The organism is Streptomyces wedmorensis (assembly GCF_000716445.1).
Taxonomy (GTDB): Bacteria; Actinomycetota; Actinomycetes; order Streptomycetales; family Streptomycetaceae; genus Streptomyces; species Streptomyces wedmorensis.
Genome location: NZ_JNWK01000016.1, coordinates 58,877 through 82,678 on the forward strand (window position 1 = coordinate 58,877; position 23,802 = coordinate 82,678).

Annotated in this window: 26 protein-coding genes; 19 read left to right on the plus strand and 7 right to left on the minus strand. The window is 72.9% G+C overall.

Annotated elements, in window-relative coordinates; all coding sequences use genetic code 11:
• Position 1: 1 nt before the first annotated feature.
• Positions 2-859, minus strand: a complete 858-nt coding sequence (locus OO54_RS15285; RefSeq protein WP_033203433.1) for an enoyl-CoA hydratase — start codon at positions 857-859, stop codon at positions 2-4.
• A 45-nt stretch (positions 860-904) separates the two neighbouring features.
• Between OO54_RS15285 and OO54_RS15290 the strand changes: the two genes are divergently transcribed.
• The 4 genes from OO54_RS15290 to OO54_RS15305 are packed head-to-tail and all read left to right on the plus strand — an operon-like array spanning position 905 to position 4,642.
• Positions 905-2,071: an acyl-CoA dehydrogenase family protein gene (locus OO54_RS15290; protein ID WP_033203435.1), complete on the plus strand. Its 1,167-nt coding sequence runs from the start codon at positions 905-907 to the stop codon at positions 2,069-2,071.
• The gene (locus OO54_RS15295) at positions 2,068-2,862 is read left to right on the plus strand and encodes an SDR family oxidoreductase (protein ID WP_033203436.1); all 795 of its coding nucleotides are present in this window, start codon (positions 2,068-2,070) and stop codon (positions 2,860-2,862) included. Before OO54_RS15290 ends, OO54_RS15295 begins: the two co-directional genes overlap by 4 nt.
• Entirely contained in the window at positions 2,859-3,482 is a 624-nt protein-coding gene (locus OO54_RS15300) for a TetR/AcrR family transcriptional regulator (protein WP_033203438.1), read from the plus strand. Before OO54_RS15295 ends, OO54_RS15300 begins: the two co-directional genes overlap by 4 nt.
• A 2-nt stretch (positions 3,483-3,484) precedes the next feature.
• Positions 3,485-4,642 (plus strand): acetyl-CoA C-acetyltransferase, encoded by a 1,158-nt coding sequence (locus tag OO54_RS15305; RefSeq protein WP_033203440.1) that lies wholly within the window; start codon positions 3,485-3,487, stop codon positions 4,640-4,642.
• Here the strand turns inward: OO54_RS15305 and OO54_RS15310 are convergent.
• The 5 genes from OO54_RS15310 to OO54_RS15330 form a co-directional block, all read right to left on the minus strand.
• On the minus strand, positions 4,626-5,180 hold the full coding sequence (locus tag OO54_RS15310; protein WP_033203442.1) for a VOC family protein: 555 nt from the start codon (positions 5,178-5,180) through the stop codon (positions 4,626-4,628). The genes OO54_RS15305 and OO54_RS15310 overlap by 17 nt on opposite strands.
• A 136-nt stretch (positions 5,181-5,316) precedes the next feature.
• Complete coding sequence (locus OO54_RS15315) at positions 5,317-6,381, minus strand: NAD(P)H-dependent flavin oxidoreductase (protein WP_033203444.1); 1,065 nt, start codon at positions 6,379-6,381, stop codon at positions 5,317-5,319.
• Positions 6,378-7,157, minus strand: coding sequence for a CoA-transferase subunit beta (locus OO54_RS15320; protein ID WP_033203445.1), 780 nt, complete (start codon positions 7,155-7,157; stop codon positions 6,378-6,380). The genes OO54_RS15315 and OO54_RS15320 overlap by 4 nt, the downstream gene beginning before the upstream one ends.
• Complete coding sequence (locus OO54_RS15325; protein ID WP_033203514.1) at positions 7,154-8,002, minus strand: CoA transferase subunit A; 849 nt, start codon at positions 8,000-8,002, stop codon at positions 7,154-7,156. Before OO54_RS15325 ends, OO54_RS15320 begins: the two co-directional genes overlap by 4 nt.
• 14 nt (positions 8,003-8,016) lie before the next feature.
• Complete coding sequence (locus tag OO54_RS15330; protein WP_033203447.1) at positions 8,017-8,808, minus strand: enoyl-CoA hydratase family protein; 792 nt, start codon at positions 8,806-8,808, stop codon at positions 8,017-8,019.
• 79 nt (positions 8,809-8,887) lie between these two features.
• On the opposite strand from OO54_RS15330, the gene OO54_RS15335 reads away from it, so the two are divergent.
• The 9 genes from OO54_RS15335 to OO54_RS15375 all read left to right on the plus strand — a co-directional run bounded on the left by OO54_RS15335 (position 8,888) and on the right by OO54_RS15375 (position 16,800).
• Entirely contained in the window at positions 8,888-9,664 is a 777-nt protein-coding gene (locus OO54_RS15335) for an SDR family oxidoreductase (RefSeq protein ID WP_033203448.1), read from the plus strand.
• Between the two features lie 25 nt (positions 9,665-9,689).
• Positions 9,690-10,601, plus strand: coding sequence for an SDR family oxidoreductase (locus OO54_RS15340; protein ID WP_033203450.1), 912 nt, complete (start codon positions 9,690-9,692; stop codon positions 10,599-10,601).
• Positions 10,602-10,778: 177 nt separating this feature from the next.
• On the plus strand, positions 10,779-11,561 hold the full coding sequence (locus tag OO54_RS15345; RefSeq protein WP_033203452.1) for a 2-keto-4-pentenoate hydratase: 783 nt from the start codon (positions 10,779-10,781) through the stop codon (positions 11,559-11,561).
• 7 nt (positions 11,562-11,568) lie between these two features.
• Entirely contained in the window at positions 11,569-12,480 is a 912-nt protein-coding gene (locus OO54_RS15350; RefSeq protein WP_200146671.1) for an acetaldehyde dehydrogenase (acetylating), read from the plus strand.
• A gap of 13 nt (positions 12,481-12,493) precedes the next feature.
• On the plus strand, positions 12,494-13,516 hold the full coding sequence (gene dmpG / locus OO54_RS15355) for a 4-hydroxy-2-oxovalerate aldolase (protein ID WP_033203454.1): 1,023 nt from the start codon (positions 12,494-12,496) through the stop codon (positions 13,514-13,516).
• A gap of 26 nt (positions 13,517-13,542) precedes the next feature.
• Positions 13,543-14,697, plus strand: a complete 1,155-nt coding sequence (locus tag OO54_RS15360; RefSeq protein ID WP_033203455.1) for a 3-ketosteroid-9-alpha-monooxygenase, oxygenase component — start codon at positions 13,543-13,545, stop codon at positions 14,695-14,697.
• 1 nt (position 14,698) lies between these two features.
• Positions 14,699-14,971, plus strand: a complete 273-nt coding sequence (locus OO54_RS15365) for a hypothetical protein (protein ID WP_051786964.1) — start codon at positions 14,699-14,701, stop codon at positions 14,969-14,971.
• Positions 14,964-16,010: a ferredoxin--NADP reductase gene (locus OO54_RS15370; RefSeq protein WP_051786965.1), complete on the plus strand. Its 1,047-nt coding sequence runs from the start codon at positions 14,964-14,966 to the stop codon at positions 16,008-16,010. The genes OO54_RS15365 and OO54_RS15370 overlap by 8 nt, the downstream gene beginning before the upstream one ends.
• Before the next feature lie 13 nt (positions 16,011-16,023).
• Positions 16,024-16,800: an SDR family oxidoreductase gene (locus OO54_RS15375; RefSeq protein WP_033203457.1), complete on the plus strand. Its 777-nt coding sequence runs from the start codon at positions 16,024-16,026 to the stop codon at positions 16,798-16,800.
• 114 nt (positions 16,801-16,914) lie between these two features.
• Here the strand turns inward: OO54_RS15375 and OO54_RS15380 are convergent, their stop codons facing one another.
• Positions 16,915-17,793 (minus strand): IclR family transcriptional regulator, encoded by an 879-nt coding sequence (locus tag OO54_RS15380; protein WP_051786971.1) that lies wholly within the window; start codon positions 17,791-17,793, stop codon positions 16,915-16,917.
• Between the two features lie 183 nt (positions 17,794-17,976).
• On the opposite strand from OO54_RS15380, the gene hsaA (OO54_RS15385) reads away from it, so the two are divergent.
• From hsaA (OO54_RS15385) to OO54_RS15410, 6 genes are all read left to right on the plus strand, one after another.
• Entirely contained in the window at positions 17,977-19,146 is a 1,170-nt protein-coding gene (hsaA, locus tag OO54_RS15385; protein WP_033203458.1) for a 3-hydroxy-9,10-secoandrosta-1,3,5(10)-triene-9,17-dione monooxygenase oxygenase subunit, read from the plus strand.
• A 302-nt stretch (positions 19,147-19,448) separates the two neighbouring features.
• Positions 19,449-20,615 (plus strand): 3-hydroxy-9,10-secoandrosta-1,3,5(10)-triene-9,17-dione monooxygenase oxygenase subunit, encoded by a 1,167-nt coding sequence (gene hsaA, locus OO54_RS15390; RefSeq protein WP_033203459.1) that lies wholly within the window; start codon positions 19,449-19,451, stop codon positions 20,613-20,615.
• Positions 20,616-20,627: 12 nt separating this feature from the next.
• The gene (gene hsaD, locus OO54_RS15395) at positions 20,628-21,500 is read left to right on the plus strand and encodes a 4,5:9,10-diseco-3-hydroxy-5,9,17-trioxoandrosta-1(10),2-diene-4-oate hydrolase (protein ID WP_033203460.1); all 873 of its coding nucleotides are present in this window, start codon (positions 20,628-20,630) and stop codon (positions 21,498-21,500) included.
• Between the two features lie 25 nt (positions 21,501-21,525).
• Positions 21,526-22,419, plus strand: coding sequence for a VOC family protein (locus tag OO54_RS15400; RefSeq protein ID WP_033203523.1), 894 nt, complete (start codon positions 21,526-21,528; stop codon positions 22,417-22,419).
• Complete coding sequence (locus tag OO54_RS15405) at positions 22,407-22,895, plus strand: flavin reductase family protein (protein WP_033203463.1); 489 nt, start codon at positions 22,407-22,409, stop codon at positions 22,893-22,895. The genes OO54_RS15400 and OO54_RS15405 overlap by 13 nt, the downstream gene beginning before the upstream one ends.
• Positions 22,895-23,764 carry a MaoC/PaaZ C-terminal domain-containing protein gene (locus tag OO54_RS15410; RefSeq protein ID WP_033203465.1) on the plus strand — a complete coding sequence of 290 codons (870 nt, stop codon included), beginning with the start codon at positions 22,895-22,897 and terminating at the stop codon, positions 23,762-23,764. The genes OO54_RS15405 and OO54_RS15410 overlap by 1 nt, the downstream gene beginning before the upstream one ends.
• Positions 23,765-23,802 lie beyond the last annotated feature (38 nt).

The following is a 23,802-nucleotide window of genomic DNA, read 5'->3' on the forward strand; positions in this document are numbered from 1 at the left end:
GTCAGGCTCCTGCCGCCTTCATCGAGCGTATGTCCATGCCGCCCAGCGAGTCGGGGGCGGTCTCGGCGTTGTGCGCGTGCGCGAGGTGGTGGAGGCCGAAGACCGAGTCGATGCCGGTGTGCAGGCCCTGCAGGTCCTCGGCCTGGTTGACGGCGCGCTTGGCCAGGGCCAGGCCCATGCGGGGCATCTCGGCGATCCTGGTCGCCAACTCCATGGTCCGTTGGGTCAGTTCCGCGGTCGGGACGACCCGGTTGACCATGCCGACCTCGTACGCGCGCCGGGCGCCCATGCGGTCGCCGGTGTAGAGGAACTCCTTGGCGACGCGCGGGGGCATCACCCAGGGGTGGGCGAAGTACTCGACGCCCGGGATGCCCATGCGCACCACCGGGTCGGCGAAGAAGGCGTCCTCGGCGGCGACGATGAGGTCGCACACCCACGCGAGCATCAGGCCGCCCGCGACGCAGGCCCCCTGCACGGACGCGACCATCGGCTTGGGCAGTTCGCGCCAGCGCCGGCACATGCCGAGGTAGACCTCGGACTCGCGGGCGAAGCGGCTCTCCGCGCCGCGCTTGTCCGAGTGGTCCCACCAGAGGCCGGCCTTGCGGTCGAACGGCAGGTGCGCGTCCCGTTCGGGGGTGCCGATGTCGTGGCCGGCGGAGAAGTGCCTCCCCGCTCCGGCGAGCACGACGACCTTGACCTCGTCGTCGTCGGCCGCGCGGTAGAAGGCGCGGTCGAGGGCGTACGTCATCGCGGAGTTCTGGGCGTTGCGGTAATCGGGCCGGTCCATGGTGACCACGGCCACGGGGCCGAGGCGTTCGTAGCGGACCGGCGGCGTGGACGCGGTGCGGGCAGCGGACATCCGCCCTCCTTCCCTAACAAGTGTTTGGTAGGTTAACGTACGGCCATGAGCAACGTCGAGGAGTTCCGCAGAGAGGTCCGCAGCTGGCTGCGCTCCCACCTCACGGGCGAGTTCGCAGCCCTGCGCGGGCGCGGCGGACCCGGACGGGAACACGAGGCGCACGCCGAACGCCTCGCCTGGGAACGGCACATGGCCGCCGACGGATGGACCTGCGTCGGCTGGCCCAAGGAGTACGGCGGACGGGGCGCGACCCTCGAACAGCAGGTCGCCTTCCACGAGGAGTACGCCCTCGCCGACGCCCCCGCCCGCGTCAACCACATCGGCGAACAGCTCCTCGGCCCCACCCTCATCGCCTTCGGCACCCCCGAACAGCGCGAGCGGTTCCTCCCGCCGATCGTCGCCGCCGAGGAACTGTGGTGCCAGGGCTACTCGGAGCCGGACGCCGGCTCCGACCTGGCCAACGTCCGCACCCGCGCCGAACGGGACGGCGACCAGTGGGTGGTCACCGGACAGAAGGTGTGGACCTCGCTCGCGCACGAAGCCGACTGGTGCTTCGTCGTCGCCCGCACCGAGCCCGGATCGACCCGACACCAGGGCCTGTCCTACCTCCTCGTCCCCCTCCGCGGGCCCGGCGTCGAGATCAGGCCCATCGTCCAGCTGACCGGGACCTCGGAGTTCAACGAGGTCTTCTTCGACGGCGCCCGCACCCACGCCTCCCACCTCGTCGGCGCCCCCGGCGACGGCTGGAGGGTGGCCATGGCCACCCTCGGCTTCGAGCGGGGCGTCTCCACCCTCGGCCAGCAGGTCGGCTTCCGCCGCGAGCTGGAGTCCGTCATCGCACTCGCCCGGCGCAACGGCGCCGCCGCCGACCCGCTGATCCGCGACCGGATCGCCCGCGCCTGGATCGGCCTGGAGACCATCCGGTTCAACGCGCTCCGCATGCTCGGCGGAGTCGCCGCCGGGGCCCCCGGCCCCGAGGCGTCCATCGGGAAGATCTTCTGGGCCACCTGGCACAGGGAACTCGGCGAACTCGCCATGGACGTCTGCGGCGCCGACGGCATGCTCGCCGCCGGCGAGCCGTACGACCTCACCGACTGGCAGCGGCTGTACCTGTTCTCCCGCTCCGACACCATCTACGCCGGCTCCAACGAGATCCAGCGGAACATCATCGCCGAGCGCGTCCTCGGCCTGCCCAAGGAGGTCCGCCCGTGACCACCCCGCACACGCCTCCGCCCTACGTACCGGGCCACGGCCTGCTCGCCGGCCGCACCGCCGTCGTCACCGCCGCCGCGGGCGCCGGCATCGGCGGCGCGACCGCCCGAAGGCTCCTGGAAGAAGGCGCGAAGGTCGTCCTCTCCGACGCCCACGCCCGCCGACTGAAGGAATCCGAGGCCGAGCTGGCCGCGGAGTTCGGCGCCGGACGCGTCGCCGCCCTGCCCTGCGACGTCACCGACGAGACCCAGGTCGCCGCACTGCTCGACCTCGCCGTCGAGCGCCACGGACGCCTCGACGTCGTCGTCAACAACGCGGGCCTCGGCGGCACGGCCGACCTCGTCGACATGACCGACGAGCAGTGGGACAAGGTCCTCGACGTCACCCTCAACGGCACCTTCCGCTGTACCCGCGCCGCGCTGCGCCGCATGAAGGCCGCCGGCGCCGGGGGCGTCGTCGTCAACAACGCCTCGGTGGTGGGCTGGCGGGCCCAGAAGGGCCAGGCCCACTACGCCGCGGCCAAGGCCGGCGTGATGGCCCTCACCCGCTGCGCCGCCCTGGAGGCCGCCGAGTACGGCGTACGGGTCAACGCCGTCTCCCCGAGCCTCGCCATGCACCCGCACCTGGTGAAGGTCACCACCCCCGAACTCCTGGAGGAACTGACCTCCCGCGAGGCCTTCGGACGCCACGCCGAGCCGTGGGAGGTGGCCAACGTGATCGTCTTCCTGGCCAGCGGGTACTCCTCCTACCTGACGGGGGAGGTCCTCTCCGTCAGCAGCCAGCACCCGTGAGACCGGCGCCGGAGCGGCGCCGCGAGATCCTGGACACGGCGGCCGAGGTGTTCGCCGCGCAGGGCTACGACGCCACCACCGTCCGCCGCATCGCCGACGCGGCCGGCCTGCTCGCGGGCAGCCTCTACTACCACTTCGACTCCAAGGAGTCGATGCTCGACGAGATCCTCCGCGCCTTCCTGGACGAGCTGTGGGCCCGGTACGACGCCGTGCTCGCCGCGCTGCTCGGCCCCAGGGAGACCCTGGAGGCCCTCGTCACCGAATCGTTCCGCGAGATCGACCGGCACCGCGCCGCCGTCGCCATCTACCAGAAGGAGTCCGGGCACCTGCGCGAGCAGCCGCGCTTCGGCTACCTCGCGGGCTCGCAACGCAGATTCGAGGAGGCCTGGCTCACGACCCTGGAACGCGGCGCGGCCGCCGGGGTCTTCCGCACCGACCTCGACGTCCGGCTCACCTACCGCTTCGTGCGCGACACCGTCTGGGTCGCCGCGTCCTGGTACCGGCCGGGCGGACAGCACAGCCCGGAGGAGATCGCCCGCCAGTACCTGTCGATGGTGCTGGAGGGCGTCGCCCTCCGTGACGGACACCGGACGTACGAACGTCGCACGAAGAAGGAGTGACCATGGCCGAGGCCTACATCGTCGAAGCGGTACGCACCCCCGTCGGCAGGCGGAACGGCGGACTGTCCGCCGTCCACCCGGCCGACCTCGGCGCCCATGTGCTGAAGGCGCTCATGGAGCGCTCGGGCGCCGACCCGGCCGCCGTCGAGGACGTCGTCTTCGGCTGCCTCGACACCGTCGGCCCGCAGGCCGGCGACATAGCCCGCACCGCCTGGCTGGCCGCCGGACTGCCCGAGGAGGTGCCCGGGACGACCGTGGACCGGCAGTGCGGCTCCTCCCAGCAGGCCCTGCACTTCGCCGCGCAGGGCGTCCTGTCCGGCACCCAGGACCTCGTCGTGGCCGGCGGCGTGCAGAACATGTCGATGATCCCCATCGCCTTCGCCAGCCGCCAGGCCGCCGACCCGCTCGGCCTCACCGAGGGCCCGTACGTCGGCTCCGTCGGCTGGCGCGCCCGCTACGGCGACCAGCCCGTCAACCAGTTCCACGGCGCCGAACTCATCGCCGCCAAGTGGGGCATCTCTCGCCGCGACATGGAGGAGTTCGCCCTGCGCTCGCACCGGCGGGCCGCCCGCGCCATCGACGAGGGCCGCTTCGACCGGGAGATCGTCGCCTACGGGGACGTCACCACCGACGAGGGCCCCCGCCGCGACACCACCCTGGAGAAGATGGCCGGCCTGAAGCCCGTGGTGGAGGGCGGCCGCATCACCGCCGCCGTGTCCTCGCAGGTCTCCGACGGCGCCTCGGCGATGCTCATCGCCTCGGAACGCGCCGTACGGGAACACGGACTGACCCCGCGCGCCCGCGTCCACCACCTGTCCGTGCGCGGCGAGGACCCCATCCGCATGCTGTCCGCCCCCATCCCGGCGACGGCGTACGCCCTCAAGAAGGCCGGGATGACCCTCGACGACATCGACCTCGTCGAGATCAACGAGGCCTTCGCCCCCGTCGTCCTCGCCTGGCTGAAGGAGACCGGCGCCGACCCCGACAAGGTCAACGTCAACGGCGGCGCCATCGCCCTCGGCCACCCCCTCGGCGCGACCGGCACCAAGCTGACCACCACCCTGCTCCACGAACTGGAGCGCACCGGCGGCCGCTACGGCCTCCAGACCATGTGCGAGGGCGGCGGTCAGGCGAACGTCACCGTCATCGAGCGTCTCTGACGCCCCCGGGTCCGGCGGCGAAGACCTCGCGCCACACGCCGTGATCGGTACGGGGACCTCCCGGGGTCTCCGCACCGTAGACCGCGATCTCGGCGTCGATGTCGAGCGGGCGGGTCGGCGAGGTCATCGCGGCCGGCTCCCCGGCGACGGCGGCGTCCGGCACCAGCCAGCACACCTCGAACTCGATGCCGTCCGGGTCCCGGGCGTAGAGGGCCTTCGTGGAGGCGTGGTCGCTCGCCCCGGTCAACGCCCCGGCCCCGGCCAGCCGGGTCCGCACGCGGCCCAGCTCCGACAGGGTGTCCACCTCCCAGGCCAGGTGGTACAGGCCGACCCGCCCGGTGCGCGGTCCGGAACCCGGCTCGGGCGACCGGAACAGTCCGAGGTCGTGGTCGTTGGCGGAGCCGGCCGCCTGGAGGAAGGCCGCCCCGGGGAACGCCTGCGGCAGCGGCCGGAATCCGAGGACGTCCCGGTAGAAGGCGAGGCTGCGCTCCAGGTCGGAGACGAAGAGGACGGCGTGGTTCAGCCGCTGGATCGGCATGGCGGTTCCGTTCGGGTCGGGTCGGGTCGGTGCGGGAGGGAGCGGGAGGGAGCGGGCCGGGACAGGCGTCCGCCGGGGTGACGGCACCCCGGCGGACGTTCGTGTGTGAGGGGGCCGGGCCGTGGCCGGCCGTGGGTCAGTCCTTCGCGGACAGCGCGTCGAGCGTGGCGCGGGCCTCGGCCATGAGGCGTTCGACGAGTTCCGCGCAGGACGGCAGGTCCTCGATGACTCCCGCGACCTGACCTGAGGCCATCACGCCGAGATCGGTGCGGCCGTCCACCATGGACGCCTTGAGCAGCATCGGGGTGTTGGCGGCGAGCAGGACCTGGCTCCACGTCAGGTCCTTGCCGTGCTTCATGGCCAGGCCGTCGCGGATCATGTCCGCCCAGGTCATGCCGGACTCCCGCCGGAAGGCCGAGGCGTGCCGGACCGCCCGCAGCAGCGAGGCCGCCCGGCCCGAGCGCTCCAGCGCGTCGACGAGTTCCGTGCGCAGCATCCGGTGCGGCAGCCCGTCCACCTTCGTGGTGACGGTGACGTCCTTGACGGCCGCGGCCAGATAGCGGGCCTTCACCGCGTCGGGGACCGTGCTGTCGGAGGTGAGGAGGAAGCGGGTGCCCATGGCGACACCGGCCGCGCCGTAGGCGAGCGCCGCGACCAGGCCCCGGCCGTCGTGGAAGCCGCCGGCCGCGACGACCGGGATGTCCACGGCGTCCACGACCTGGGGGAGCAGGACGGTGGTGGCGACGCTCCCGGTGTGGCCGCCGCCCTCCCCGCCCTGCACGATCACCGCGTCGGCGCCCCACGCCGCGACCTTCTCGGCGTGCCGCCGCGCCCCGATGGAGGGGACGACGACGACGCCCGCGTCCTTGAGCCGGGTGATCAGCTCGCGGGAGGGCGCGAGGGCGAACGAGGCGACCTTCACGCCCTCGTCGATGATGATCCCCACCCGCTCGGCCGCGTCCCCGGCGTCCGCCCGCAGGTTCACGCCGAACGGCGCGTCCGTACGGGATTTGACCTCGCGCACCGCGGAGCGGAGCTGTTCGACGGACATCGTCGCCGACGCCAGGATCCCGAGGGCGCCCGCGTCGGCGGTCGCCGAGACCAGGCGGGGTCCCGCCACCCACCCCATGCCGGTCTGGACGACGGGGTGGCGCACCCCGACGAGTTCGGTGAGGCGGGTGGCGATCGTGACGCCGCTCATGAGGGGACCTCCCGGTCGCGCAGCCCCTTCGGGTCGATCTCCTCGCGGATCAGGCGCAGTTCCTCCGCGGTGGGCTCGCGGGTGTACGGCACCTCGTCGGGAACGGTCAGCGCGAAGCCGGTCGCCTCCAGGACCTGCTCGACGGTCACGCCGGGGTGCAGGGACCGCACCCGCATGGTGCGGTCCGGCGTCTCGAAGTCGAAGACGCCCAGGTCGCTGACGACATCCGGGAGGCGGTGGTAGCGGCTCACGGCCGGGCCCGCCGCGGCGGCCCGGTCGTAGCCGACGCCGCAGACCATGTCGACCCGCTCGACGAAGACGCGCGTCGAGTGCTTGGGGACCCAGTAACTGGTCGGATTGTTCAGGGTGTTGACCGGAGCTCCCCGCACGCCGAGGAGCTGCCGCTTCGGCCGCGCCCAGTCGCCGACGCAGCTGATGTTCTGGTTGCCGTACCGGTCGATCTGGCTCGCCCCCATCATCACGTGCCGGCGCCCGGTGGTGACCAGCGCCAGGTGCTGGCGGTAGGGCAGCCAGCCCTCCACCACGCGGGGCGCCGCACCGACGGCGGGCACGTCGCCGATGAGCAGCGCCTCGCCGTCGGTCAGCAGCAGGTCGGGGGAGAAGGTCAGCCTGGCGAGGCGGGCGCCGATCATCGGGACGGTGCCCATGGGGCTGGCCAGGACCTCGCCCGCGCCCCGCCACGCCTCGGCGCAGGCGACGACGCAGTACTCGGCCCGCGTCGCGGCCGGGGCCGTCGTCGTGTCGGTGCCGCTCATGCTTCCTCCTCGTGGAACGCCGCGACCGCGGCCTGGTAGGCGTCCTCGTCGCCGGACAGGAAGCGGGCGGTGAACTCCCGCCATCCCTCCGGGTCCCGGGCCGCCTTGACGTACGCGCGCTGGAAGGCCTCGTCCCGGTCGTGGTCGGGGGCGCAGGAGGTGAAGTGCGCGCCGTTCGGGGTCTCCACGACGCCGTCGACGAACGCGCGCTTGAGCAGCAGCGACTGCGGCCCCGCGTCCTTGAGCAGCTCGGAGGTCTCCACGATCCGCTCGCAGGAGACGTAGGCGGTGTCCGCGGCCTCGCAGAACAGGTCGTCGAAGTACGGGTCGGGGCCCAGGTACTGGCCGTTGCCGTGCACGTCGGCACGGTTCAGGTGGACCAGCGCGGCGTCCAGGCGCAGGGCCGGCACCGCCACGAGCTCCTCGCGGTCCTCGTACGGGGACGTGATCGTGCGCAGTCGCGGGTTGACGGTCATCACGTCGGAGGCGAGCCCGGCCCGGATGGGCATGAACGGCAGCCGGTGCACGGCGGCGGTCAGCCCCCACATGACCATGGCCTCGTCCAGCTCCACCAGCTCGAAGCCGCCGCGCTGCCGGGCCGCGACGAAGTGCGGCTCCAGGGGGATGGAGTCGAGCGTGGCGAACGCCGCGACCAGCTTGCGGATCTTCCCGGCGGCGGCGAGGAGGCCGACGTCGGGGCCTCCGTACGAGACCACGGTCAGATCGGTGAGGTCCGACCGCAGCAGTGCCCGTACCAGCGCCATCGGCTTGCGCCGGGATCCCCAGCCGCCGATGCCGATCGTCATCCCGCTGCGGAGCCGGCCCACGACCTCCTCGGCGGTCATCGTCTTGTCCCTGCTCACGACTGCTGCTCCTTGTCCGTGTCGACGGTGAGGTCCCTCGCGTCGGTGCCGGCCTTGCCGAACGCGTCGCGGACGCGGTCGGCGACGCCGCTCAGGTTGGCCTCGAAGGTGAAGCCCTGCTCGAAGCGGTAGCTGCGGCGGACGTCCACCGGGTCGATGCCGTTGATCGCCTCCTTGGCCAGCCGGATCAGCCGGCCGTCCTTGGCGGCGATCTCGCGGGCCAGCTCCAGGGCCGCGCCGAGCAGTCGCTCGCGCGGGACGACCCGCCAGACCGAGCCGTGCCGGTGCAGTTCCTCGGCGGTGACCGTGCGCGAGGTGTAGTACAGGGCCCGCATGAGCTGTTGGGGGACCAGCCGCGCGAGGTGCGTGGCCGCGCCGAGCGCGCCCCGGTCGAGCTCGGGCAGGCCGAAGGTCGCGTCCTCGGAGGCGACGATCGCGTCGGCGTTGCCGACCAGGCCGATGCCGCCGCCGAGGCAGAAGCCGTGCACGGCGGCGACCACCGGCACCTCGCAGTCGTAGACGGCGGCGAAGGCCTCGTAGCAGCCGTGGTTGGCGCCCAGGAGGGCGTCGTGTCCGGCCGTGCGCTGGATCTCCTTGATGTCGACGCCCGCGTTGAAGCCGCGGCCCTCCGCGGTGAGCACGACGCAGCGCACCTCGGGATCGGCTCCGGCGGCGCGTACGGCTGCGGCGAGGTCGTACCAGCCCCGCACGGGGAGGGCGTTGACCGGGGGGAAGTCGACGGTGACGACGGCGATGCCCTTGTCCGGGGCGGAGGTGGAGACACCCATGAGCAGATCAGCTACCTTTCCACCAAACGTTTGTTAGGTGGAAAGGTAGCAGCGGTTCGCGCGCTGCGGGAGGTGTCCATTGCCAGTCACCATCGATCTGTCGGGATCCGTCGCCGTCGTCACCGGCGGCACGCGAGGCGTCGGCGCCGGCATCGCCAGAGCCCTGCTCGAAGCCGGCGCGGAGGTCGTGACCTGCGCCCGGAGAGCCCCCGACAAGCCCGTCGAAGCGGCCGGGCGCACCGCCCGCTTCCTCCCCGTCGACCTGCGCGACCCGGCCGCCGTCGCGGACTTCTTCGACAGGGTGCGCGGCGACCACGGACGGCTGGACGTCCTGGTCAACAACGCCGGGGGAACGCCGTTCCGGATGCTCGGCGACGGGGCGGCCGAGCAGCAGGCCCGGGTCGTCGAACTGAACCTCGTCGCCCCGCTGACCGCCTCCCTCGCCGCGTACGAGGTGATGCGCCGGCAACCCACCGGCGGAACCGTCATCATGATCGGCAGCGTCAGCGGAACCCGCCCCTCACCGGGCAGCGCCGCCTACGGAGCCGCCAAGGCGGGCCTCGACAACCTCGCCCGGTCCATGGCGGTCGAATGGGCGCCACTGGTACGGGTCAACACGATCCTCCCCGGCATGGTGCGCACCGAACTCTCCCACCTGCACTACGGGGACGAGGACGGCATCGCCTCCGTCGGCCGCACCGTCCCCCTCGGCCGGCTCGCCGAGCCCTCCGACATCGGCGACGCCTGCGTCTTCCTCGCCTCCGACCGCGCCGCGTACATCAGCGGCGCCAGCCTGCTCGTGCACGGAGGCGGGGAACGTCCCGCCTTCCTGGACGCGGCCACGGCCAACCACTGAACCCACTCACCGAAAGGCACCCATCATGACCGGACTGTGCGACGGACGCGTCGTCATCGTCACCGGAGCCGGCCGCGGACTCGGCCGCGCGCACGCGCTCGCCTTCGCCGCCGAAGGCGCCAAGGTCGTCGTCAACGACCTCGGCGTCGGACTCGACGGCACCGGCGGCGGCACGGCCCCCGCCCAGCGGGTCGTCGACGAGATCACCGCCTCCGGCGGAGAAGCGGTCGCCCACGGCGGCGACATCGCCACCGCCGACGGCGCGGCCTCCCTCGTCGCCACCGCCCTGGACGCGTTCGGCCGCCTCGACACCCTCGTCAACAACGCCGGCTTCCTGCGCGACCGCATGCTGGTCAACCTCGACGAGGACGACTGGGACGCCGTCATGCGCGTCCACCTCAAGGGCCACTTCCTGCCGTTCCGACACGCCGCCGCGCACTGGCGGGCGGAGGCCAAGGCCGGGCGCGAGCCCGTGGCACGGGTCATCAACACCAGCTCCGGCGCGGGCCTGCTCGGCAGCGTCGGCCAGGGCAACTACGCCGCCGCCAAGGCCGGGATCGTCGGCCTCACCCTCGTCGCCGCCGCCGAGACGGCCCGCTACGGGGTCCAGGTCAACGCGATCGCCCCCGCCGCCCGCACCCGGATGACCGAGCAGACCTTCGCCGAGACCATGGCCGCGCCGGAAGGGACCGGCTTCGACGCCATGGCTCCGGAGAACGTCTCCCCGCTCGTCGTCTGGCTGGGCTCCGCCGCGTCGGCCGGGGTCACCGGCCGCGTCTTCGAGGCGGAGGCCGGCCGGATCACCGTCATGGAGGGCTGGCGCCCCGGCCCGACGGCCGACAAGGGCGCGCGCCGGACCCCGGCGGAGGCGGGCGAGACGGCCCTGGAACTCCTGGCGGCCTCGGAACCCCCGCACCCGGTCTACGGCACCCGCTGACCCTGCCGGACGTGCCCACCCGCCCGTTGTGGGCCATCGTCCCGCGCGGCGATCGTCCACAACGGGCGGCGGGCCCCGTCGGCCTTTCCCGCTCACCGGGAACGGGCGCTCCCAGGGCGCGGCGGCACCGGCCTAGCCTCGCCGGACAGCCCCAACCGCCCGTAGGAGGGACCCGCCATGCTCACGGACCGCCAGAGACTCGAGGCGGCCGAGCTGCTCCGCTCCGCCCAACACGGCGTCACGCCGATCGCCCCGCTGACCGAGGCGTTCCCCGGCATCGACACCGAGGACGCGTACGAGATCCAGCTCGTCAACATCCGGCACCGCCTCGCGGCCGGCGCGGAGGTGCGCGGCCACAAGGTCGGCCTGTCCTCCCCGGTCATGCAGCGGATGATGGGCGTCGACGAACCGGACTACGGCCATCTGCTCCACGACATGGAGCTGCGGTCCGGCGTCCCCGTCACCGCCGCCCGCTACTGCCGACCGCGCGTCGAGGTCGAGGTCGGCTTCGTCCTCGGCGACGACCTGCCGGGCGAGGGCTGCACCCCGGCGGACGTCCTCGCGGCCACCGAGCGCGTCGTGCCCGCGCTGGAACTGATCGACAGCAGGATCCGCGACTGGCGCATCACCATCGCCGACACCATCGCGGACAACGCCTCCTCCGCCGGATACGTCATCGGGGAGGGCCGGGACCCCCGCGAGCTCGACCTGAAGGCGATCGACGCCCGGCTGACGAGCGGCGGCGAGCTGCTCGCCGAGGGGCGCAGCGACGCCGTGCTCGGCGATCCGGCCGTGTCCGTCGCCTGGCTCGCCCGTACCGTCGCGCGTTTCGGCGTGCCCCTGAGGAAGGGGCATGTGGTGCTGCCCGGTTCGTGCACGCGGGCCGTCGACGTGGCGGCCGGGGCGACTTTCACCGCCGGGTTCTCGGGGCTCGGCTCCGTCTCCCTCTCGTTCATCTGAGGTAATCATGACCATCAAGACAAAGGCGACCGCCGCCATCGTCGGATCCGGCAACATCGGCACCGACCTGCTGTACAAGCTGCTCAGGTCCGAGCACGTCGAGCCCCGCTGGATGATCGGCGTCGACCGCGGCAGCGAGGGTCTCGCCCGGGCCGCGCGGGTGGGCCTGGAGACCAGTCACGAAGGCGTCGACTGGCTGCTCGCCCAGGACGAGAAGCCCGACATCGTCTTCGAGGCCACCAGTGCCTACGTCCACCGGGCCAACGCCCCGCGCTACGCGGAACTCGGCATCAAGGCGGTCGACCTGACGCCGGCGGCCGTGGGCCCCGCCGTCGTGCCGCCCGCGAATCTCCGCGAACACCTCGACCGGCCCAACGTCAACATGATCACCTGTGGCGGGCAGGCCACCATCCCCATGGTGCACGCGGTCTCACGGGTCGTCCCCGTGGCGTACGCCGAGATCGTCGCCTCGGTGGCGTCCGTGTCGGCCGGACCCGGAACCCGCGCGAACATCGACGAGTTCACCCGCACCACCTCGCGCGGCATCGAGACCATCGGCGGCGCGGCGCGCGGCAAGGCCATCATCATCCTGAACCCGGCCGAGCCGCCCGTCATCATGCGGGACACCGTGTTCTGCGCGATCCCCGAGGACGCCGACCGGGCCGCCATCGCCCTCTCCGTCAAGGAGGTCGCGGACCAGGTCGCCGCGTACGTGCCCGGCTACCGGCTGCGCGCCGAGCCGCAGTTCGACGACCCGAGCCCCGAGAACGGCGGGACGGCACGCGTCGCGATCTTCCTGGAGGTGGAGGGAGCGGGCGACTACCTGCCGCCCTACGCCGGAAACCTCGACATCATGACCGCCGCCGCCACCAAGGTCGGCGAGGAGTTCGCCAAGGCGCTCCTCGCCCCGGGCGCGTAAAGGAGCACACCACATGCCCTACTCGGACACCCTGGACATCCGGATCACCGACTCCTCGCTGCGCGACGGCTCGCACGCCAAGCGGCACCGGTTCACCGCCGACGACGTCCGGTCCGTCGTCGCGGCCCTCGACGACGCCGGCGTCCCTGTGATCGAGGTGACGCACGGCGACGGGCTCGGCGGATCCTCGTTCAACTACGGCTTCTCCGCAACGCCCGAACAGGAGCTGATCAGGGCCGCCGTGGAGACCGCGCGGCGGGCGCGGATCGCCTTCCTGATGCTTCCCGGCCTCGGCGTCAAGGACGACATCCGCGCCGCCCACGGCAACGGCGCGAGCATCTGCCGCATCGCCACCCACTGCACCGAGGCCGACATCGCGGTCCAGCACTTCGGACTCGCCCGGGAGATGGGTTTGGAGACCGTCGGCTTCCTGATGATGGCCCACTCCACGACCCCGGAGGACCTGGCGCGGCAGGGCCGCGTCATGGCCGACGCGGGCTGCCAGTGCGTGTACGTGGTCGACTCGGCCGGCGCCATGGTCATGGACGACGTCACCACCCGGGTGGAGGCGCTGGTCGCCGAACTCGGCGACGACGCCCAGGTCGGCTTCCACGGACACGAGAACCTGGCCCTGGGCACCGGGAACTCCATCGCCGCGATCAAGGCCGGGGCGCTGCAGATCGACGGCTCCACGCGTCGGCTGGGCGCCGGCGCGGGCAACACCGCCGTCGAGGCACTCGTCGCCGTCTGCGCCAAGATGGGCATCCGTACCGGCGTCGACGTACTGAAGATCATCGACGCGGCCGAGGACGTGGTCCGCCCCGTCATGGACGAGGAGTGCCGGCTCGACCGGCTCGCCCTCCTGATGGGCCACGCCGGCGTCTACTCCAGCTTCCTCAAGCACGCCTACCGGCAGGCCGAGCGCTACGGCGTCTCCGGCGCCGAGATCCTCCTGCGCGCGGGCGAACGCCGCCTGGTCGGCGGCCAGGAGGACCAGCTCATCGACATCGCCGTCGAACTCGCCGCGCAGAACTGAACCGACACGACACCAGGAGGGACGAGATGACTGCTCTCAACGACGAGGTCCGGGTCATCGAGGCGGGCAGGCCGCCGGCGCGCTTCGCCCGGGGCTGGCACTGCCTCGGACTCGCCGAGGGATTCAAGGACGGAAAGCCGCACGAGATCGAGGCCTTCGGCACCAAGCTGGTGGTCTTCCAGGGACAGGACGACGGACGGCTCCACGTCCTGAACGCCTACTGCCCGCACATGGGCGGCAACCTCGCCCAGGGCAGCGTCAAGGGCGACGCCGTCGCCTGCCCCTTCCACGACTGGCGCTGGTCGGGCGACGGCCGCTGCGCCGGCATCCCGTACGCCCGCCGGGTCCCGCCGCGCGCCAGGACCCGCGCCTGGACCTCCCTGGAGCGCAACAGGCAGCTCTTCGTCTGGAACGACCCCGAGGGCAACCCGCCGCCCCCGGAGGTCACCGTCCCCGAGATCGCGGGCGTCCACGGCCCGGACGCCGACCAGTGGAGCGACTGGACCTGGAAGACCCTCCGGGTCGAGGGCGCCAACTGCCGCGAGATCGTGGACAACGTCGTGGACATGGCGCACTTCTACTACGTCCACTACGCCTTCCCGGAGTACTTCAAGAACGTCTTCGACGGCCACGTCGCCACCCAGTACATGGAGAGCAGCCCCCGCGGTGACATGGAACTGGGCACCCTCAGCTCCGGCCGGCTGCGCTCCGACGCCTCCTACTTCGGCCCCTCCTACATGATCGACCACCTCTACAGCGACGTCGGCGGCGGCGCGGAGATGGAGATCGTCCTCATCAACTGCCACTACCCGATCGACGAGAACGGCTTCCTGCTCCAGTACGGGGCGATCGTCCGGCGACTGCCCGGGATGACGGACGAGCAGGCCGCCGAGGCCGCACGGCTCACCGCCGAAGGGGCCACCGTCGGCTTCGAGCAGGACGTCGAGATCTGGCGGAACAAGACCCGCATCGACAACCCCCTGCTCACCGAGGAGGACGGACCCGTCTACCAACTGCGGCGCTGGTACGAGCAGTTCTACGTCGACGTCGCCGACGTCAAGGACGAGATGACCCGCCGCTTCGAGTTCGAGATCGACACCCGGCGCGCCAACACGGCCTGGCGCGCCGAGGTCGAGGAGAACCTCGCGCGCCGCGCGGCGGAGACGGAAAGCGGAGCCTGACATGCGACCGGTGGAGTGCGCGGCCTGCGGCAACCAGGTCCTCTGCGAGAAGTTCGGCATCGCCCACACCTCCGTGCAGTGGACCGCGGACGCGGCCCTCGTCTGCGCGGAGTTCCGCGACCGGGTGGCCCACGGCGGCACCAGCGCCCGGATACGGACCTGCCGGTCGCTGCGGTCGAGCATCGACCGCGCGGTCGCGGACGGCACCCTGACGGTCGGCACCCCGGATTCCGGCACGGCGGGCACTGCAACCACGGAGGCCCACGATGCCTGAACCCGCGACGGCCCTTGGCACCCACCGGCTGCGCGTCGTCGAGGTCATCGCCGAGACGGCCGACGCGCACTCCCTGGTGCTCCAGGCGCCACCGGAGAGCGCCCACCGCTTCACGTACCGGCCGGGTCAGTTCCTCACCCTGAGACTGCCCGGCGCGGACGGCGGCCACGCCGCCCGCTGCTACTCCCTGGCCAGCTCGCCCCACACCGGCGAGCCCCTGAAGATCACCGTCAAACGGGTCGCCGGCGGATACGGCTCCAACTGGGTCTGCGACCGGCTGACGGCGGGGGACGAGCTGGAGGCGCTGCCCCCGGCGGGCACCTTCACCCCGGACTCCCTCGACGGCGACCTGCTGCTCGTCGCCGGAGGGAGCGGCATCACCCCGGTCCTGTCGATCGCCAAGTCGGCCCTGGCCGCGGGACGGGGCAGGGTGGTGCTGCTGTACGCCAACCGCGACGAGTCCTCGGTCGTCTTCCGTGACGAACTGCGGGCGCTCACCCAGGACCACCCGCACCGGCTGCTCGTGGTCCACTGGCTGGAGTCGCTCCAGGGACTGCCCTCCGTGGACCGGCTGGCCGCCGCCCTCGCGCCGTACGCCGACCGCGAGGCCTTCGTGTGCGGCCCGCAGCCGCTCATGGACGCCGTCGAACAGGCCCTGCGCACGCTGGGCGCGCCCGGCGACCGGATCCACCGGGAACGGTTCTTCTCCCTCGGCGCGGACGTCTTCGACGCGCCGGACGTCCCCGGGGACACCGCCGCGACCGGTGGCGGCACCGCCGAGGTCGAGCTCGACGGCCGGACCCACACGGTCGCCTGGCCGGCGGCGGCACCCCTGCTCGACGTGCTCCTGGCCGCGGGCGTGGACGCCCCGTACTCCTGCCGCGAGGGCGCCTGCAGCGCCTGCACCTGCCGCGTCGTGGCGGGCGAGGTCAAGATGCTTCGCAACGACGCCCTCGACGACCAGGACATCGCCGAGGGGTACGTCCTGGCCTGCCAGGCCCTGCCCCTCACCGACCTGGTCCAGATCACCTACTCCTGACGAGGAGACCGCCGTGTCACGAACCTGCCTGGTCACCGGAGCGAGCTCCGGCATCGGCCACGCCACCGCCGCCCTCCTGCGGCGGCGGGGCGACACCGTCATCGCCGCGGACCTCGCCGACGGCGACATCCGGGCCGACCTGTCCACCGCCGAAGGCCGGGCCGAACTCGTCGCCCGGGCCCGCGACCTGACCGGCGGCCGGCTCGACGTCGTCGTCGCCTGCGCCGGCGTCGCCCACTTCGACGCCCTCACGGTCGAGGTCAACCACTTCGGTGCCGTGGCCACGCTCGACGGTCTGCGCCCGCTGCTCGCGGCGGGCTCCGATCCCCGGGCCGTGGTCGTCGGATCCGTCGACTCCGTGCACCCGACCGACCCCGCGATCGTGGCCGCCGCGCTCGCCGGGGACGAGACGGCGGCGGTGGCCGCCGCGCGGGCTGCCGTCGACCGCGGCGAGGGGCACCTCGTCTACTCCTCGTCCAAGGCGGCGATATCCCGCTGGGTCCGTCGCGCGGCCGTCACCGACGACTGGGCCGGTGCGGGCGTCCCGCTCAACGCCGTGGCCCCCGGAGTGGTCGTCACCCCCCTGACGCGGCCGCTGCTCGACGACCCGGAGATGCGGGTCCTCGTCGAGCGGAGCGTGCCGATGCCCCTGCACGGCCACGCCCGCCCCGAGCAGATCGCTCCGCTGATCGCGTGGCTGGCCTCGCGCGAGAACGCCCTCGTCACCGGCCAGGTCGTCTTCGCCGACGGCGGCGCCGACGCGGTACTCCGCGGCGACACCACCTGGTGACGGCGCACGGGGCGGCGGCCCCGACCGGGCCGCCGCCCCCGACACGCACGGCCACCGCGAGCGGTGGCCGTATCACCCTCCAGGGCTCCGGACCCGCCGCCCTGCGGGAGCGCCTCACATCCAGTCGCTGAAGCGCAACCAGGTCATCATGTCGTCCATCGAGGGCTGCGGAAGCCCCGCGGCGGACGCCGCACCGACCGGCTGGGCCCGCTTCTCCGACTGCCGCCCCGGCCCGAACATCGACTGCCACACCGACCGTGCGCAGCCGCGTACGGCCGGGGCGAGCCGTTCCATCTCCCGGTGGACGCCGTGGCCGCTCACCGAGATCGCGGCGATGGCACGGCCCGCACCGCGCAGCGGAGCGGCCACGCAGAAGACTCCGCGGTACCCCTCCTCGTGGTCGAAGGCCACACCGCGCTCCCGCGTCATCGCCAGCTCACGGCGGAAGGACTCGGGGCGCGTGATCGTGCGCGGGGTGCGCGGCCGCAGTCCGTTCCGGATCACCTGTTCCACCGGCGCCGCGTCGCCGAAGGCGAGGATCGCCTTGCCCGAGGCCGTGCAGTACGCCGGCTGCCGCCCGCCCGTGCGCGAGGGCACGACGGAGTCGTCCGACCCGCCGATCCGCTCCAGATAGACCACCTCGGAGCCGTCGAGCACCGTGAGGTGCACGAGATGGCCGGTGGACTCGTGCAGCGCGTGCAGATGCGGCAGCGCCGCCCGGCGGAGCCGGTTGTGGTGCGAGGCCATGGCGCCGAGTTCCAGCATGCCCATGCCCAGCCGGTAGTCGCGCCCCTCGCGCTCCAGCCAGCGCAGCTGCACCAGTTGATCGAGGATGCGGTGCGCGGAGGACCGGCGGATGCCCGAGCGCTGCACGACCTCGGTGAGGGTGAGCCGGGGCCCCGCGCTCTCGAAGGCGCTCAGCACCTTCGCGGCCTTCTCCAGCAGGGACAGCGGCGGCCCGGCCTCGACGGCCTCGACAGCACCGGTCGTCATCGGCACCTCCCACACGGACAGCACGGCCGAACGGCCCCTGGACGGGTCCGTAATCTCCGGTATTGCGTGGAGATTGCCAGAGGATGACGGACGCTGGGAAGAGGGAGTTCCGTCTCGGAACAGTAACGCGTAGGTTTCCTGTCGTCACGGCACGACGAGGCCCGATGCCGAGAGGGGGCGCACATGCGTGACGAGGACGTCCTCACGGCGGTCCGCGCCCTCGCCCCCGTCCTGCGCGAGCGGGCGGCCGAGGCGGAGACGCTGCGCCGGGTGCCCGACGCCTCCGTCGCGGAGCTGGAGGACGCCGGCTTCTTCCGGCTGTTCCGCCCCCTCGCGTACGGCGGCCTCGCCGCCGACCCTGCCGTCTTCTACGCCGCGGTGCACGAGATCGCCAAGGCGTGCGGTTCGACCGGCTGGGCGGCGTCGGTCCTCGGCGTCCACCCCTGGTACGTGGCCCAGCTCGACCCGCGGGCCCAGGAGGAGGTCTGGGGCGCCGAAGGGCCCACCCTGATCTGCTCCTCCCACGCCCCCACCGGGGAGGTCACCTCCGTCGACGGAGGCTTCCGGCTCTCCGGCCGGTGGCACTTCTCCGCCGGCTGCGACCACGCCCGCTGGGCACTCCTCGGCGGCCTCGTCACCGACCGGGAAGGCCGGCCGGTCGACATGCGGACCTTCCTGCTGCCCCGCGCCGACTACCGGATCGACGACGTCTGGGACACCGTCGGCCTGCGCGGCAGCGGCAGCAACGACATCCTCGTCGAGGACGCCTTCGTCCCCGCCCACCGGACGCTCGGCTACGGCCCGGTCACCGCACTGCGGTGCCCCGGCCACGAGGTCAACCACGAGCCGCTCTACCGGCTGCCGTACGCCTCCGTCTTCACCACCGCCGTCTCGACCGCGATGGTCGGCATCGCCGAAGGCGCCTACGAGGACCACCTCGCGGCGGCACGCCGGAGTGTCCGCTCCTCCCGGGGCGGGCCGGCCGCCGAGGACCCGCTCGCCCAGGTGCGCCTCGCCCGCGCCGCCGGCGAGATCGACGCCGCCCGCCTCCAGCTCGGCCGCAACACGACCGAGCTGTACGCGGTCGCGCGCAGCGGCGCGGAGATCCCCGCGGAGCTCCGTGCCCGCACCCGACGCGACCAGGCGCTCGCCACCGAACGGGCCCTCACCGCCGTCGACCTGCTCATGGCGGACGCGGGCCGCGGACCCCTGCGCGTCGCCGACGACGTCCTGCAACGGGCCTGGCGCGACCTGCACACCGGCCGCGGTCAGGCGGCCAACGACGTGGAACGGGCGCTGCTCCTCTACGCCCAGGACGCCCTCGGCATGGACGTCCACGACCCCATGCTCTGAACCGGCGGACGAAGCCCCTTCCGCATCGCCGCCGGAGCGCCACCGCCCGCACGACCGCCGGAGCGCCCGCTGGAGCGCGTGCCGGAGCGCGCGCCGTCCGGATCGCCGGTGGATCGTCCTCACGTCCGCACCGCCGACGGTGCGCCCTCCGTCCGAACCACCTGCGGAGCGACCCCCGTTCCGTCCCGGTGGAGCCTCCCCGGCGGCGGGTTCCCGCTGAGTGGGAGCAGCGCATTTCGTCGTCGTACGGCACGCCGTACGGTCCTGGCATTCCCCCACCACGACCCGAAAGGGGATGCCCCATGGCCGATGACGTCCTGGCAGCGATCCGTGACCTCGCCCCCGCGCTGCGCGATCGCGCGGCCGAGGCCGAGACGCTGCGCCGGGTGCCCGACACCTCCGTCAAGGAACTCGAGGACACCGGCTTCTTCCAGCTCCTCCAGCCCAAGGCCTTCGGCGGCCGCGCGGCCGACCCGGTGGTCTTCTACGCGGCGGTCAAGGAGATCGCCAAGGCCTGCGGCTCGACGGGCTGGGTCGCCTCCGTGGTCGGCGTCCACCCCTGGCACGTCGCCCTGTTCGACCCCCGCGCCCAGCAGGAGGTGTGGGGGCAGGACCCCAAGACCCGCATCGCCTCCTCGTACGCCCCCACCGGCAAGGCCACGGCCGTCGACGGAGGTTTCCGGCTCTCCGGCCGGTGGCACTTCTCCTCCGGCTGCGACCACGCCCGCTGGGCACTCCTCGGCTGCCTCGTCACCGACGGCGAGGGCAACCCCGTCGACATGCGCACCTTCCTGATCCCCCGCTCCGACTACCGGATCGACGACGTCTGGGACACCGTCGGCCTGCGCGGCACCGGCAGCAACGACGTCCTCGTCGAGGACGTCCACGTCCCCGACCACCGCGCCCTGAGCTTCGGCCCGGTCACCGCCCTGAAGGTGCCCGGCCACGAGATCAACGCGGAGCCGCTGTACCGGCTTCCCTACGCCGGGGTGTTCACCACCACCATCTCCACCCCGATCGTCGGCATCGCCGAGGGCGCCTTCGACGCCTACACCGAGGCCACCCGGCAGCGCATCCGCGTCTCGTACGGGCAGAAGGTGGCCGAGGACCCGTTCGCGCAGGTCCGCATCGCCCGCGCCGCCAGTGACATCGACGCGAGCTGGCTGCAACTGACGCGGAACATGGGCGAGATGTACGCCCTCGCCGAGCGCGGCGAGGAGATCCCGATGGAGCTGCGCACCCGCACCCGCCGCGACCAGGTGCTGGCCACCGAACGCGCCGTCGCCGCGGTCGACCTGCTGATGGAGAACTCCGGCGGAAACGCCATGCGCACCGGCCCCGGCCCCGTCCAGCGCGCCTGGCGCGACGCCCACACCGGCCGCGGACACGCCGCCAACGACCCGGAGCGGGCCCTCGTCATGTACGGGCAGAGCGCGCTCGGCATCGACATCCAAGACACCATGGCCTGAGAGGCGCCGACGATGGCAGAGCTCACCTACGAGTCGACCTCCCGCACCGCCAAGGCGGCCGGTCTCACCCTCCACTACCACGAGGCCGCCCCCGCCGGCCGGACGGCCGGAGCCCCCGTCGTGATCATGCTCCACGGCGGCGGCCCCGGCGCCTCCGCCTGGAGCAACTTCGGCCGCAACCTCCCCGTCCTCGCCGAGCGCTTCCGCACGCTCCTCGTCGACCAGCCGTGCTTCGGCCGCTCGGACAAACCGGAGCTCGACAAGGACTACTTCAGCTTCAGCGCGGACGCCGTCGCCGCCCTCATGGACGAACTGGGCATCACCCAGGCCCACTTCATCGGCAACTCGCTCGGCGGCGGCACCGCGGTCCGCATGGCCCTGAACCACCCCGGCAAGGTCGGGAAGCTCCTCCTCATGGGCCCCGGCGGAATCTCCGTGAACCTCTTCGCCCCCGACCCGACCGAGGGCATCAAGCGGCTCCTCGAATTCAACACCGCACCCGAGCCCACCCGGGAGCAACTGCGCGGCTTCCTCAGCGTCATGGCGTACGACCAGTCCGTCGTCACCGACGAACTCGTCGAGGAACGCTGGGCGTCGGCCACCGACCCGGACACCCGGCTCGGCAGCGCCCGGATGGGGGCCTCGTTCGCCGACCCCGCCTGGGCCGAGGACGCGATGCTCTGGCGCGAGGCCCACCGGATCACCCAGCCGGTGCTCCTCACCTGGGGCCGCGAGGACCGCGTCAACCCGCTCGACGGCGCGCTGGTCGCCCTCAAGACCATCCCCGACGCCCGCCTCCACGTCTTCCCGCACTGCGGCCACTGGGCCCAGACCGAGCGGGCCGACGAGTTCAACCGTCTCGCCGTCGACTTCTTCTCCCACTGAACCCTCCACAGAAGGGGTGCACACCATGGACATCCGCGCTCTCGGCTACCTCCGCCTGGAGACCACCACCCTGGACGAGTGGCGCCACTACGCCCTCGACGTCCTCGGCATGGTGGAGGCATCCGGCACCACCGAGGACACCCTCTGCCTCCGCCTGGACGACCGCGCCCACCGCATCGTCATCCAGGCCGGCGAGAGCGACCGGCTCCTCGCGGCCGGCTGGGAGGTGGCGAACGCCGCAGCACTCGCCCGCGCCGCCGGGGAACTTGAGGCGGCCGGCGTCGCCGTCAAGGCCGCCGACCCCGCCGAACTCACCGAGCGCCGCGTCCAGGGCCTGATCCACGTCACGGACCCCGGCGGCAACCCGCTGGAGATCTACTGGGGCCAGGCACAGGACCACAGCGCGCTCGGCACCCCGTACGGCAACCGCTTCGTCACCGGAGACCTGGGCCTCGGCCACGTCGTGCTCCCCGTCCCGGACATCGAGGCCGCGCTCGACTTCTACGAGAACCTCCTCGGCTTCCAGCTGCGCGACTCGATGAAGCTGCCCCCGCAGGCCGTCCCGACCGCCACCGAGCAGCGGGACTTCCACTGGATGCACTTCCTCAGCCCCAACCGCCGCCACCACAGCCTCGGCCTCTACCCCGGCGCGCTGCCCCCCGGCATCGTGCACTTCATGGTCGAGCTGGAGACCCTCGACGACGTCGGCCGCGGCCTCGACCGCATGCACGCCGCCGGCATCCCCATCGCCTCCAGCCTCGGCCGCCACACCAACGACCGCATGGTGTCCTTCTACGCCCAGGCCCCCGGCGGCTTCCAGGTCGAGTACGGCTGGGACGGCCTCGTCGTCGACCCCGCCACCTGGGTCGCGAAGGAGATCACCGCCGACAGCTTCTGGGGCCACCAGTGGAACGGCTGATCGCACCCTCCGAGTTCAGGGACGTGCTCGGCCGCTTCGCCAGCGGCATCACGGTGGTCGCGACACTCGACGCCGACGCCATGGAGCCCGTCGGGTTCGCCTGCCAGTCCTTCGCCTCGCTCTCCCTCGACCCGCCGCTGGTCATGCTGGCCGTCGGCAAGAGCTCCACCAGCTGGCCGAGGATCGAGCGGGCCGGCCGCTTCTGCGTCAACATCCTCGCCGAGGACCAGCGGGACACCTGCGCCGCGCTCGGCCGCAGCGGCCCCGGCAAGTTCGCCGGGGTTCCCTGGAGCGTCGGGGAACACGGCACCGTACGCGTCGACGGAGCCCTCGCCCACGTGGAATGCGAGCTGGACGCCGTGTACGAGGCCGGGGACCACCACCTGGTCACCGCGCAGGTGGTGGCGCTCGACGCCGGCGAGGACGGCCGCCCGCTGCTGTTCTTCCGCAGCCGCTACGCCGTGGGCGCGTTCTGATGCCCATCGACGCCGAGAAGGCGACCTCCGCCCCGCCGGTGCTCACCGACGTCCGGTGGGACGAGCACGACGTACTGCTCTACCACCTGGCGCTCGGCGCCGGCGTCCCCGAGACCGACCCGCGCGAGCTGCGCTACACCTACGAGGGACACGAACGGGGCCTCCGGGTCCTGCCCACCTTCGGAGTCGTCGCGGGCGGCACCGGCGGCGTCGGCTTCCAGGTCTTCGACCTGCCGGGCGTCGACATCGACCTGGCGGACGTGCTGCACGGCGGCCAGGAGATCACCGCGCACCGCCCCCTGCCCATCGCGGCCCGGGCGACCGCCACCACCCGGGCCGCGGCCGTGTACGACAAGGGCAAGGCCGCCGTCATCGTCCAGGAGTCCACCCTCGTCGGCGAGGACGGCGAACCCCTGATCACCCAGCGCAACCAGGTCTTCGTCCACGGCGCGGGCGGCTTCGGCGGCGATCGCGGCCCCTCCGGGCGCCTCCCCGAGCCCGACCGCGCACCCGATCTGGTGACCGAGATCCCGACGCTCCGGCAACAGGCCCTGCTCTACCGGCTCACCGGCGACCGGAACCCGCTGCACGCCGACCCCGCCACCGCCCGCCGCGCCGGCCACGACCGTCCCGTCCTGCACGGGCTCTGCACCTTCGGGATGGCGGTCAAGGCGGTCACGGACCGCCTGCTCGACGGCGACGCCGACGCGGTCGCCGCCTGCCGCACCCGCTTCGCAGGGGTCTTCTTCCCCGGCGAGACCCTGCGGCTCCGCGTCTGGGAGACCCCCGACGGCTTCCGGCTGACGGCCACGGCCGCCGACCGCGAGGACGCGCCGGTCCTCACCGACGCGCGGATCACCGCCCGATGACCCGGCGGCCGGGGCGGGGGACGGCCCGCCCCGGCCGT